This window comes from Aquimarina sp. AD10, assembly GCF_003443715.1.
Classification (GTDB): Bacteria; Bacteroidota; Bacteroidia; order Flavobacteriales; family Flavobacteriaceae; genus Aquimarina; species Aquimarina aggregata.
On record NZ_CP031965.1, the window covers coordinates 2,122,945 to 2,135,227 of the forward strand.

Here is a 12,283-nt window from a genome sequence, read left to right on the forward strand (position 1 = left end):
AAATGCCTAATAACAAAAAATCTACATGTGATGAAAGAGCTTTTGATGAATTTTTCAAAAGCCATTCAAAGCTTTTAAGAAATTATGTCTATTATAAGTTTGGTGATTTGCAACAGGCAGAAGACATTGTCCAAGATGCATTTATTAAATTATGGCATAATTGCTCTAAAGTACCTCTTGACAAAGCCAAAAGCTATGTATATACTATAGCTACAAACCTTGGAATTAGCGATACAAGGCATCAAAAAGTACGTTTTAAGTATAAAGATTATATAACACAACGCAAATCAGATGTTAATAATGAATCTCCTGAGTTTATAGCACTCGAAAAAGAATATATGGAGACTCTTAAGAATGCAATTGCAGAATTACCTGAACGACAAAGAGAAGTTTTTCTCTTAAGCAGAATCGATAAAAAAACATATAGAGAAATTGCAGAGTTATCTAATGTATCTGTAAAAGCAATTGAAAAATTAATGCATAAAGCATTAGTAACATTAAGAAAAAAAATAGGAAACATCTAAGATAAATAGGTGTTAAAACACCCTTTTTCAGTATTATTAAATAAAAAAAACAGAAAAAGAGGTAGGGTAATTATAAAATCAAACGTTTATATTATATAGAGCTTGAATTATGCTAGACGATAAAAAAGACGACATATTCTTATCACGTTGGGCTAACGGAGAACTTTCTGAAGATGAACTTCTTGAGTTTAAAGCCCATCCTGAATACCAGCATTATGAAAAAATTATTGCAGGAGCAGATGCTTTGGACTTAAAAGATTTTGATACTACAAACGCATTATTAGCGATTAAATCAAATCGTAGTACTAAAAAATCCAAGCCAACCATTAAATTATGGCCTTATATGGCTGCCGCAGCTTCGATAGCAATTATTTTTGGATTATTTTTATTTAGTCCTAAAGAATCTTTTACTACTGGTTTTGGAGAAAAACTAACGGTTACATTGCCTGATGGATCAGAAATGATATTAAATGCTAAATCTAATGCCATTTTTGACAAAAATAATTGGGAGGATAGTAGATTAGTTACTTTAGAAGGCGAAGCTTTTTTTAAAGTTAAAAAAGGAAGTAAGTTTACTGTGACCACTAAAAATGGAGAAGTATCTGTTTTAGGAACTCAATTTACTGTAAATTCTCATAAATCATTTTTTGAAGTAAATTGTTTCGAAGGTAAAGTGAGTGTGAGTAACAATAAGTATAATGAGGTTTTGACAGCAGGAAAAGCATATAGAAATTTTGGTATATCCCCAGAAAACTGGAGTTTTAAAAATCAAGAACCTTCATGGTTAACCAACACAAGTTCTTTTAGAAGTATCCCTGTTAAATATCTTTTTGTAGCGCTTGAAAAACAATATGATATCAAAATTAATCAAAATCACAATTTAGATCTTCAATATAAATACACAGGAACTTTTCCTAATGATAATATAAAAGTTGCTCTTAAAACGGTTTTTAGTACCTTAGGCATAAAGTATAGCCTATCACAAGACGGTAAGACTGTCGTACTAGAAAAGTAGTAGCATGATAAGACTTTTATGTGTTTGTCTTTTTTTATGGAGCATATCTGTTTTTTCACAAGAAAGAACAGCTCCCATTGTATTTAAAAATACGGCCTTATCTCAAGTATTACCTGTAGTAGAGAAACACTATGATATTAAATTTTCTTATTTAGATGCATTAATTGATGATAAAAACATCTCTATTACTATACTGTCTAAACAATCTAAAGAAGAAATACTTCAAATATTACAACAAAAAACATCCCTAAAATTTGAGTTTACGGGTAACAATTATGTTACAATAACTAGTTTTAAGAAAAAAGATATAATTTCTGTTTGTGGATATGTTTTAGACGAGTCACAAAAGCCAATTAAAGACATTAGAATTTTCTTAAAAGCTACTCGAACGAATTTGACCACTAACGAAAATGGTTATTTCGAAAATTTAAACGTACCCTACAACTCAGCTATTTTAATTAGTGCTCCAGGATTTAGACAAAGAGTGTTAAATTCAAAGTCATTTTTAGATGAAGAATGTTCAAAAATATACTTAATTAATGTCAAAGAGGAAATTCTCGACGAAGTACTCATTGAAGAATATCTAGCCAAAGGAATCACTCAAAATAAAAAGATAATTCATGTAAACCTAAAGGATATCGAGGTACTTCCTGGACGTACAGAACCAGATATTTTACAAAGTATACAATTAACACCAGGAGTAAACAATCCTAATGAAACAGCAACAGGATTATTTGTAAGAGGAAGTACACCTCACCAAAATTTAATTTTATGGAACGGTATTAAAACCTATAACCAAGGCCATCTTTTTGGGTTACTATCTGCTTTTAACCCTTATGTTGCTAAAGAAGTAGATTTTTCTAAAAGTGGAGTTAGCGCCCGATACGGTGATAGAATCGCAGGTGTTATTGATATTAAATCAGAACAAGAGATTGCAAAAAGCATCACAGGAGGTGCTGGTCTTAATATGATAAATGCAGACGCTGTAATACATACACCAATTATTAAAGACAAGGTATCGCTGCAACTGTCTGGCAGACGGTCTTATACAGATGTACTAGAAACTTTTACCTATAAAAAGTTTTCTGATAGGGTTTTTCAAAATACAAAAATTGCAGAAACCAGTCCATTAATAAATGAAGATAACGACTTCTTTTTTGCCGATTATAACGCCAATATACTTATCCACCCGTCAGAAACTCAAAAAATAGAAATTAACACTATTTATAGTAAAAACGATTTAAACTTTAAAAGAAGTGATGATGTAGATTCGTTTAGCGACGATCTCGTTACAGAAAACGAAGGCTATAATATAAAATGGAAAAGCAAATACGCTGATTACATCTCTCTTGACATCAGTGGGTATTATACTAAATATCGTTTAAATTATGAATTCCAAACCAATAATCTAGGAGTATTTACAGAAATCGAAAGTAAGGATAACATTGTTACAGATTATGGGGCAGAACTACATTTAAATTACAAATTCTCGGATTATCAAAATCTATCTGCTGGTTATCAATACTCTAATAACAACACAAAATATGCATTTGTTACCACTACCCCATCATACGAGCTAATTCTTGATGAAGATGATAGCTTTCTAAATACTCATTCTTTTTATTCTGAATACAAATTTGAAGACCCAAAGAATTTTTATATTTCTCTTGGTCTTCGTTTAAATCATTACACCGAACTAAATCAATCCTTTATAGAACCAAGAATATTTATTCAAAAATATGTTAATCAAAACTTGGAAATTAATACCAGTGCAGAATACCGTAGTCAAGCATCTAGTCAAATTCAAGAATCTGTTATTAGTGATTTAACTTTAGAAAATGAAGTTTGGACGTTAGCTAATGATGATGTGTTTCCTATTATCTCTAGCTATCAATTTACACTTGGAAGCAGTTTCAAAAAAAATAAATGGTATCTTGATATTGATACCTATTATAAAAAAATTAATGATATCACATCGCTTACTGCTGGTTTTATAAACCCTACAAGTAATACATATCAAAATGGGGAAAGTAGTGTTATAGGTTTAGATTTTTTTCTAAAAAAAAGATGGCGAAAGTATAAAACATGGATAAGCTATTCGTACATCAATACCAGAAATAAATTTGAAAACATAAATGATGATAAATTTTTTCCGGGCAACTGGAATATTGAACATACTGTAAAATGGTCACATTTCTATAAACTTAAAAATTTTCAATTTTCCTTAGGTTGGCTTTGGCATACCGGAAAAGCATTTACCAATGCTACAGGACTAGATAGTGCTGGGCAAATTGTAGTTATAGAATTTGATGAAATTAACGGAAACACACTTCCTATATATCATAGATTAGACTTTTCTGCCATATATGATTTTAAAGTCGGAACACGTTCAAATACCAAATATCGACTTGGTTTTTCTATATTAAACCTATATGATAGAAAAAACATTCTGAATAGAGAATTTAGAACAACAAACTCACTAAATAATCAACTTATTAACTCTGATATATTTTCTTTAGGTATTACTCCTAATATTAGTTTCAGAGTTTTTTGGTAAAAACTACAACTTCTTGAAAGTAAAATAGCCTGTTAAAAAACAGGCTATTTATATTATTATATAATGTTCTAAATCTAGAATTGCTCTCTTCCTGAGAAATGAAAAGCTCCTTCTATAGCAGCATTCTCATCACTATCACTACCGTGTACAGCATTTTCACTAATAGAAGTTGCAAACTTTTTACGTATTGTACCTTCTGCTGCCTCTTCAGGATTGGTAGCCCCGATTAATGTTCTAAAATCTTCAACAGCATTTTCTTTCTCTAAAATAGCAGCTACAATTGGACCACTAGTCATATATTCTACTAATTCACCATAAAAAGGACGTTCTTTATGAACCTCATAAAATGCTTTAGCGTCATTTGTTGTTAATTCTGTTAGTTTCATTGCCACAATTCTAAAACCTGAAGCTGTAATTTGCTCAAGGATTGCACCAATATATCCTTTTCTTACCGCATCCGGCTTAAGCATTGTAAAAGTTCTGTTTGTTGCCATCTTATTATTTTTTATTATCTATTTCTTTATTAATTCAGAAATATTTTTAATTATTCTATGGATAAAATATCCTGATTTTAAATTTTTGTGCAAAAGTATATATAAAAGCATCAAAAACAAGAATAATCATAAGAAAGTATGTTTATAAAAGATTATCAGGTTTTAAAAATTAATCTTTAGGATATTGTTTGTTAAACTCTTGCAACAAAATATTGTGATCACCCCGCATCTGCATAGAAACAGTATACGTATCAAAATCAAAATACAATACTCCAAAACTTGGTTTAGCAATTACATTGCCAAGTCTATATTGATTCGATTCACCTTTATAATTAGTATAAGCATGTGTTAATCCACTTGAGGTAAAATCTATTAGTGGATACTTTAACCCATTAACTTTGATTGTAGAAAACTCAGAGATATGCCGATCTCCACTTAGTATGATGGCATTTCTCACTGATTTACTTACCAATAAATGCTTAAGGCGTTCAACTTCATGCGGAAAATTACCCCAGGTTTCGAAACCATGCTCTGAAGATAAAAATTGAATACTGCTTACAATAATAATGAAATCAGAAAAATTATTTTCTAGTTCTTTTTCTAACCATTGCCATTGTTCCTCACCCAGTATAGTACCTTCTTTATTATCGTATGGCACATAACGCCTATCGCTCACATTACTCTTTTTTAATGGGGATCTAAAATATCTTGTATCTAATGTTATTACTTTTATATTGCCTTTATCTATCTCAAAAAGCTGGGAATGATAGACTCCTTTTTGCATTCTTCTTGGGCTATCTTTCGGGATTTCTAAAAAATCCAAAAATAATTGCTGACTCTGTTTTTTTAACTCCCATTCTGCACCTGCATCATTTTTACCATAATCATGATCATCCCATGTCGCCATAATAGGAATTGATTGCTTAATTTTTTGATATGCTATATTGTTATTTTGTATACTATATCCTTCTTGAATTTTTTTAGGATCACTAGAATCTGCATAAATAATATCTCCTCCCCATATAAAAAGATCTGGGTTATGTTTTTGAATTTCTTTCCAAAAAGGTTGAGCTACATTTTGCTTACTACAACTCCCAAAAACAAGACTAAAATCTACGTTTTTTGGTCTCACATTTTTCTCTTGACCAAAATGTATTTGTATTGATAACACATACAAAATTCCTAAAATCATTATTTTTTGCATATTCTTAATTTATATGGTTTAAAATTACGATTTATACTATTACCCTAATATTAAATCAACGGTTATACCATAACATATTTAAGTCTTATGGTTATTGATTTTATTGTTGGTTTTTTGGGGGTTATAGAGCTTTTTGTATATTCGCTGACTTATGGATATTAAAGAAGTAAAAGAGTTATTAAACTCATCTAAAAAAATAATAATTACTGCTCACAAAAACCCGGATGGTGATGCAATAGGATCTAGTCTCGCATTGTATCATTATCTTAATGGGATTGGACATGATGTTACAGTCATCATGCCCAACGAATATCCAGAATTTTTAAAATGGATTCCTGGAGAGCATACTATTATTAAATTTAGTATGGATACTGAAATTGCTACAACAAAAATCCAAGAAGCCGATCTTATCTTTACGTTAGATTATAATCATTTATCAAGGAGTGGGGATATGGAAGAGACTCTTCAAAAGTCTGAAGCTACTTTTATAATGATTGATCACCACCAGCAACCTGATAGTTACCCGACATATATGTACAGTGATACTGATATGAGTTCTACATGTCAGATGATTTATCATTTTATTGAAAAGCTAGAAGACCTTTCTCAAATTACTGCCGAGATCGCCACTTGCATTTATATAGGGATCATGACCGATACAGGATCTTTTAGATTTAGATCTACTACAAGCACAACACATAGAGTTTTAGCTGATTTGATAGATAGAGGAGCTGATAATACAAGTATTCATGAAAGTATTTATGATACGAATACTTTATCTCGTTTACAATTAAAAGGGGTAGCCTTAAAGAATTTAAAAGTCCTACCGGATTATAATACGGCGTATATCACAATGTCCCAAAAAGAATTAGATACTCATAATTTTAAAAAAGGAGATACAGAGGGTTTTGTAAATTTAGGGCTCTCTATCCAAGGAATAAAATTAGCACTTATATTTATTGAAAATAAAAATGAGGGGATTATTAAAATCTCTTTACGTTCTAAAGGTGATTTTTCTGTAAATGAATTTTCGCGAAATCATTTCGAAGGTGGTGGACATCATAATGCCTCTGGTGGTAAAAGTAATCTTTCACTAGCCGATACTGTTGATAAATTTATTAGTATCTTACCGTCTTATAAAAATGCCTTGAATCAATGAGAATACTATTTCACACACTTTGCTTTCTCTTTTTATTCTCTTCTTGCAAAACTCCTGAAGCCAGAAGACCGGTAAATATAAAATCAGGTTCTTTTATTGACGAATCTATTAACCGTAATAAACAACTTGCCTCAAAAGAAGAAGCGAGAATTCAAAAAATTATTGCCCAAGACACTTTGCACGATTATATTACCTCTCAAGGGGGGTTCTGGTATTTTTATACTAAAAAAGATACAACGGCTGTACTCACTCCCAAATTTGGAGATATTGTAAACTTCAATTACAATGTGCAAGATCTAAATGGAAATATAATATACACACAAAAAGAATTAGATACAATCACATATCATATCGATAAACAAGAACTCTTTTTAGGATTAAGAGAAGGTCTAAAGCTTATGAAAGAAGGAGAAACTATAACTTTTTTGTTTCCATCGTATCAAGCATATGGATATTATGGTGATGATCATAAGATTGGCACAAATATTCCGTTAAAGACTAAAGTAACACTTAATAAAATCACACAAGAATCAACAACAAAAAATTAATTAATAACAAAAATGAAAAAACTAAATCTTTTATTCTTAGCCATTATTGCGCTTGCTTTAAATAGTTGTAATGAGAAATACCCAGAATTACAAGATGGTATTTATGCAGAAATCGTAACAAATCAAGGTTCAGCTGTTGCGCAACTTCATTATGATAAAACACCTATGACTGTAGCTAATTTTGTTTCCTTAGCAGAAGGAACGAATAGCATGGTAGATAGTACATATAAAGGAAAAAAATATTACAATGGTATTATTTTCCACAGAGTGATTAAGGACTTCATGATCCAAACAGGAGATCCATTAGGTACTGGTACTGGGGATCCAGGATATAAATTTCCTGATGAGTTCGTAGACTCTCTTTCTCACAAGTCAAAAGGAATTTTATCTATGGCTAATTCTGGCCCAGGAACTAACGGAAGTCAATTCTTCATTACATTAAAAGAAACACCATGGTTGAATGGAAAACATACTGTGTTTGGAGAAATTGTAATGGGACAAGATGTAATCGATAGTATCGGAACTACAAAAACTGCTCCTGGTGATAAACCTGAAAACGAAATTAAAATGTTAGAAGTAAATATCATCAGAAAAGGATCTGATGCTAAAGCTTTTGATACTAATGCAGAGTTTATAGATAAACTTAAAGCTATTGAAGAAGAAAAGGCTGAAAAAGAAAAAATAGCCAAAGAGCAGAGTGCAAAAAGCGCAGCTAGACTAGAAGAGTTTAGAGGTAAAACTACTAAACTAGAAAGTGGATTAGAAATTGCTTTTATTAATCAAGGGGATGGAGAACAGCCTAAGCCTACTGATTATGTAAATATTTTCTACGTTGGATATTTTACAGACGGTAGAGTATTTGATAGTAATAATCCTGAAAAAGCAAAAGAATTAGGGATCTTTAATGAAGATAGAGATAAAAAAGGTGGATATGCACCAATGCCAATGTCTTATTCTCCAGATGCACAGATGATCCCAGGTTTTAAAGAAGGTGTTCAAAAAATGAAAGTAGGTGATAAAGCAATATTATTTATTCCTCCTCATTTAGGATACGGCGAAAGAGGTGTTGGACCAATACCTCCAAATAGTGAATTAATTTTTGAAATTGATTTAGTTGACATTCGAAAGGAAGAAAGTCAAGCTAATTAATATTTTCAAATCAAAATAAACTAAAAATGCAGCATGTTAACATGCTGCATTTTTAGTTTAACTTAAAGTATAACGCTTAAAACACTTTTACTTTTTAGGGATTTCTTTTAGAATTTCTAAAACGAATTTCCAATATTTTTGAGCAGAAGGTATACTTGCTCGTTCATCAGGAGAATGAGCTCCTAAAATTGTCGGTCCAAAAGAAATCATATCCATATTAGGATAATTCTGGCCTAAAATTCCACATTCTAATCCAGCGTGACATGCTGCTACATGTGCTTTTTCTCCATTTAAGGTTTCATATACTCTATCCAAAACTTTAAGAACAGGTGATTGCATATTAGGTGCCCATCCAGGATAATCTCCGCTAGTTGTTACTTCACACCCTGTTAACTCAAAAGTAGCTCTCAATTTATTAACTAAATCTGTTTTTGATGACTCTACACTACTTCTAGTTAAACATTCAATAGTAATTTCTCCTTCGGCTATGGTCACTTTAGCTATATTATTTGAAGTTTCTACCAAATCAGGAATCGACAAGCTCATCGTATACACTCCATTATGAGCAGCATACATTGCCTTTAAAATACCTTCTTGCACTCCTAATTCGAGTACTTTTTTAGGCAACTCTACTTTAGTTATAATAATATCAAGATTACTTTCAACCAAGGAAAGTTCTTCTTTAATAGTTTTAGAAAATACTTTCATCTCATATTCAAAAGCTTCAGATTGTACTGCATCTACAACAACAGTTGCAAAGCTTTCTCTAGGAATTGCATTTCTTAGACTACCACCTCTAATTTCACTTACTTGTAGGCCAAAATTTTCGAATCCATCAAACAGAAGTCTAGTCATAATTTTGTTAGCATTACCTAAACCTTTATGAATATCCATTCCAGAATGACCACCATTTAAGCCCGTAATTGAAATACTGTAGCCCACTTTTCCATTTTCTACCGCTTCTTCTTTGTAGGTACGTCTGGCTGTAACATCAATTCCACCTGCACACCCTACTCCTATTTCATCATCTTCTTCAGTATCTAGATTCAGTAATATATCTCCTTGCAACCATCCTCCTTTTAGCCCCATTGCTCCTGTCATACCAGTTTCTTCATCAATAGTAAACAAGGCTTCAATTGCAGGATGTTGGATATTTTCAGCTTCAAGAATAGCCATAATAGTAGCCACACCTAGGCCATTATCTGCACCCAGAGTTGTACCTCTAGCTCTTACCCAACCATTATCAACATACATTTCTATACCCTGAGTATCAAAATCAAAATCAGTATCTGCATTTTTTTGATGCACCATATCAAGATGAGATTGCATAACAACTACTTTACGATCTTCCATTCCGGGTGTAGCTGGTTTTTTAATCAAAACATTTCCAACAGCATCAATTTCTGTTATCAATCCTAAAGATTCACCAAAATCTTTCATAAAAGCGATTACTCTTTCTTCCTTTTTTGAAGGTCTCGGTACTGCATTTAAGTCTGCAAATTTATTCCAAAGAGCTTTGGGCTCAAGTTCTCTTATTTCTGAATTCATATGTGTATTATGTTTATGCTACGAAATTCTAAATTTTATACTCCAAATCCCAATATAATTTCACAAAAGTATTGTTTTCTCTGGACTAGCTTTAGCCTAAAAAAAATGAAACCAATGGCATGAATAAAAGTCGTTACTAAAAAAATCTTAATTCTTCATTCTAAATAGAGAATTGTAAATATATTTACCCTATGCAGTCTAAAACAAAGTTACTACTTACAATAGCACTTCCTATTCAAATTATTTTAGTTAAGGTTCTTTCCTTTTTTCCTGAATTTATCGAACGTTTTTATAGTAATGGTTTTTTTATATATACTTCTAAAATATTGCGCTATGTTTTTGGATGGATTCCGTTTTCTTTTGGAGATTTACTATATACTTTTTTGATTATTATGCTTATACGGTTTTTGATTACAAAAGTCTTTACTAGAAAAATTATCTGGAGAGAAGTTTTTCTTGATATTGGAGCTACTTTTTCTATCGTATATGCTTGTTTTCATATTCTTTGGGGAATGAATTATTATAGGCTACCGCTTCATGAAATATTAAAAATTGATGATCAATATACAGAACAAGAACTTATAGATGTTTCTAATCAGTTAATTAAGCAAGCAAATATGCTACACAAACAATTAGAACCTAATGATAGTTTATCTGTAAAAATGCCATACTCTAAAGAAGAGGTATTTCAAAAAACAATTCCTGCTTATGATCAATTAAATACAATATTTCCTGATTTAAAATATCACCCAAAAAGTATAAAAAAATCAATACTAAGTCTACCACTTACTTATATGGGGTTTAGTGGATACCTTAATCCTATTACTAATGAAGCTCAAGTAAACGGACTTATATTAAATTATAAAGCACCAACTACAAGTTGTCATGAAGAAGCTCATCAATTAGGATTTGCTAAAGAAAATGAGGCGAATTTTATTGCAGCCTTGGCTACAATCAAATTTGATGATATTTATTTTAAATATAGTGGAACTACATTTGCCTTAAAATTTTGTTTAAACGACTTATATCTTCGTGATGAACAAAAAGCAATCTGTTTAATCGAAGAATTACGTCCTGGTATTAGAAAAAATTACAGAGAAGTAAACGAGTTTTGGGAGTCTTATGAAAATCCATTTGAACCCATTTTTAAAGATACTTACGATAGCTATCTAAAAGCAAATAATCAACCAGACGGCCTAGAAACATATAGTTATGTTGTTGCACTACTGGTTAATTATTTTAAAATTTAGTAAGACAAAATTACAATGTATTATAATGACTAACTATTTTAACAAGGTCTCTTTCTTTCTTAAAGCTAAGCTTGTTTGAAGATGCAAACTTTTCTATTTCGCTCTTTTTATTACTTAATATTTGAAGGACTTCCTTTTTCTTTAATTTCACAGGTATAAGATTACCTGCTATATTTTTAATGAAATATTTATACTCTTTATCGAAAGTAGCTGGCATTTTTCCTCCAAAACCATTCTTTGGCTCTACAGGTTTTTTCAGAACAATTTTTGGCTGTAACACCAATGATGTATTTTTTCCTTCATGAAAATCAACATAATAACTTTTCTTGTTTGTGTTATCTCTTAAAATTTTAAAAGTATACTCATCCAAATTAACGGTTATATCCTCTTCATAATGGAGAGCAGATGTTTTACCATTTTGTAAAACTTCCACTTCATCATCGTAAGCGTTATATCTAACCTTATATTTTCCTAAAAGTTTATTTTTCACATAAACTGACCCCATAAGAAAAGTTTCTTTGTAATATTTACTCCCGGCAACAGATTCCTCTGTAATAGTAACTTTTGAAGAAGCCAGAGGTCTTAAAAACACAGACCTAGTTGTTGTGTTATATTCAACTGCATTATTTGAATTTGATGATGATTGTTGGGCATTAGACAAACAAAAGGAGGTCAATGCTACAATAAAAATGATTTTTCTCATGGCTAACTAGTTATTAATATGAAATGTAATTAATGAAATTGACTTATCATTAAAAAACAATTGCTGTTAAAAAAATATTAATTCTCTATCTTTTTATACCGCAACGGCTATCTTTAAAGCTTATTCACACAC

11 protein-coding genes are annotated in these 12,283 nt (G+C 31.0%); 7 read left to right on the forward strand and 4 right to left on the reverse strand.

Going from position 1 to position 12,283, the window contains the following annotated elements; translation table 11 throughout:
* Positions 1-2: 2 nt before the first annotated feature.
* The 3 genes from D1816_RS08920 to D1816_RS08930 all read left to right on the forward strand — a co-directional run bounded on the left by D1816_RS08920 (position 3) and on the right by D1816_RS08930 (position 4,096).
* Positions 3-524: an RNA polymerase sigma factor gene (locus D1816_RS08920; RefSeq protein ID WP_066319572.1), complete on the forward strand. Its 522-nt coding sequence runs from the start codon at positions 3-5 to the stop codon at positions 522-524.
* 109 nt (positions 525-633) lie between these two features.
* Positions 634-1,539, forward strand: a complete 906-nt coding sequence (locus D1816_RS08925; RefSeq protein WP_066319571.1) for a FecR family protein — start codon at positions 634-636, stop codon at positions 1,537-1,539.
* A 4-nt stretch (positions 1,540-1,543) separates the two neighbouring features.
* Entirely contained in the window at positions 1,544-4,096 is a 2,553-nt protein-coding gene (locus D1816_RS08930) for a FecR domain-containing protein (RefSeq protein WP_118502336.1), read from the forward strand.
* 74 nt (positions 4,097-4,170) lie between these two features.
* Here the strand turns inward: D1816_RS08930 and D1816_RS08935 are convergent, their stop codons facing one another.
* Positions 4,171-4,590: a nucleoside-diphosphate kinase gene (locus D1816_RS08935; RefSeq protein ID WP_066319568.1), complete on the reverse strand. Its 420-nt coding sequence runs from the start codon at positions 4,588-4,590 to the stop codon at positions 4,171-4,173.
* Positions 4,591-4,759: 169 nt separating this feature from the next.
* Positions 4,760-5,794 (reverse strand): alkaline phosphatase D family protein, encoded by a 1,035-nt coding sequence (locus D1816_RS08940; protein ID WP_118502338.1) that lies wholly within the window; start codon positions 5,792-5,794, stop codon positions 4,760-4,762.
* Between the two features lie 151 nt (positions 5,795-5,945).
* On the opposite strand from D1816_RS08940, the gene D1816_RS08945 reads away from it, so the two are divergent.
* From D1816_RS08945 to D1816_RS08955, 3 genes are read left to right on the forward strand one after another with little or no spacing between them, the layout of a single operon-like run.
* Entirely contained in the window at positions 5,946-6,953 is a 1,008-nt protein-coding gene (locus D1816_RS08945) for a bifunctional oligoribonuclease/PAP phosphatase NrnA (protein WP_118502340.1), read from the forward strand.
* The gene (gene gldI, locus D1816_RS08950; protein WP_066319560.1) at positions 6,950-7,501 is read left to right on the forward strand and encodes a gliding motility-associated peptidyl-prolyl isomerase GldI; all 552 of its coding nucleotides are present in this window, start codon (positions 6,950-6,952) and stop codon (positions 7,499-7,501) included. The genes D1816_RS08945 and gldI overlap by 4 nt, the downstream gene beginning before the upstream one ends.
* A 12-nt stretch (positions 7,502-7,513) precedes the next feature.
* Positions 7,514-8,650, forward strand: coding sequence for a peptidylprolyl isomerase (locus tag D1816_RS08955; protein ID WP_066319558.1), 1,137 nt, complete (start codon positions 7,514-7,516; stop codon positions 8,648-8,650).
* 87 nt (positions 8,651-8,737) lie between these two features.
* Here D1816_RS08955 and D1816_RS08960 read toward each other — a convergent pair whose 3' ends face one another.
* Positions 8,738-10,198 (reverse strand): aminoacyl-histidine dipeptidase, encoded by a 1,461-nt coding sequence (locus D1816_RS08960; RefSeq protein ID WP_118502342.1) that lies wholly within the window; start codon positions 10,196-10,198, stop codon positions 8,738-8,740.
* A gap of 191 nt (positions 10,199-10,389) precedes the next feature.
* Between D1816_RS08960 and D1816_RS08965 the strand changes: the two genes are divergently transcribed.
* Positions 10,390-11,448, forward strand: a complete 1,059-nt coding sequence (locus D1816_RS08965; protein WP_118502344.1) for a DUF3810 domain-containing protein — start codon at positions 10,390-10,392, stop codon at positions 11,446-11,448.
* A 10-nt stretch (positions 11,449-11,458) separates the two neighbouring features.
* Here the strand turns inward: D1816_RS08965 and D1816_RS08970 are convergent, their stop codons facing one another.
* Positions 11,459-12,151 (reverse strand): hypothetical protein, encoded by a 693-nt coding sequence (locus D1816_RS08970; RefSeq protein ID WP_066319547.1) that lies wholly within the window; start codon positions 12,149-12,151, stop codon positions 11,459-11,461.
* Positions 12,152-12,283: the final 132 nt, after the last annotated feature.

Coding starts and splice junctions, on each gene's coding strand:
- D1816_RS08920 (WP_066319572.1), top strand. CDS start 3: ATGCCTAATAACAAAAAATCTACATGTGATGAAAGAGCTTTTGATGAA.
- D1816_RS08925 (WP_066319571.1), top strand. CDS start 634: ATGCTAGACGATAAAAAAGACGACATATTCTTATCACGTTGGGCTAAC.
- D1816_RS08930 (WP_118502336.1), top strand. CDS start 1,544: ATGATAAGACTTTTATGTGTTTGTCTTTTTTTATGGAGCATATCTGTT.
- D1816_RS08935 (WP_066319568.1), bottom strand. CDS start 4,590: ATGGCAACAAACAGAACTTTTACAATGCTTAAGCCGGATGCGGTAAGA.
- D1816_RS08940 (WP_118502338.1), bottom strand. CDS start 5,794: ATGCAAAAAATAATGATTTTAGGAATTTTGTATGTGTTATCAATACAA.
- D1816_RS08945 (WP_118502340.1), top strand. CDS start 5,946: ATGGATATTAAAGAAGTAAAAGAGTTATTAAACTCATCTAAAAAAATA.
- gldI (WP_066319560.1), top strand. CDS start 6,950: ATGAGAATACTATTTCACACACTTTGCTTTCTCTTTTTATTCTCTTCT.
- D1816_RS08955 (WP_066319558.1), top strand. CDS start 7,514: ATGAAAAAACTAAATCTTTTATTCTTAGCCATTATTGCGCTTGCTTTA.
- D1816_RS08960 (WP_118502342.1), bottom strand. CDS start 10,198: ATGAATTCAGAAATAAGAGAACTTGAGCCCAAAGCTCTTTGGAATAAA.
- D1816_RS08965 (WP_118502344.1), top strand. CDS start 10,390: ATGCAGTCTAAAACAAAGTTACTACTTACAATAGCACTTCCTATTCAA.
- D1816_RS08970 (WP_066319547.1), bottom strand. CDS start 12,151: ATGAGAAAAATCATTTTTATTGTAGCATTGACCTCCTTTTGTTTGTCT.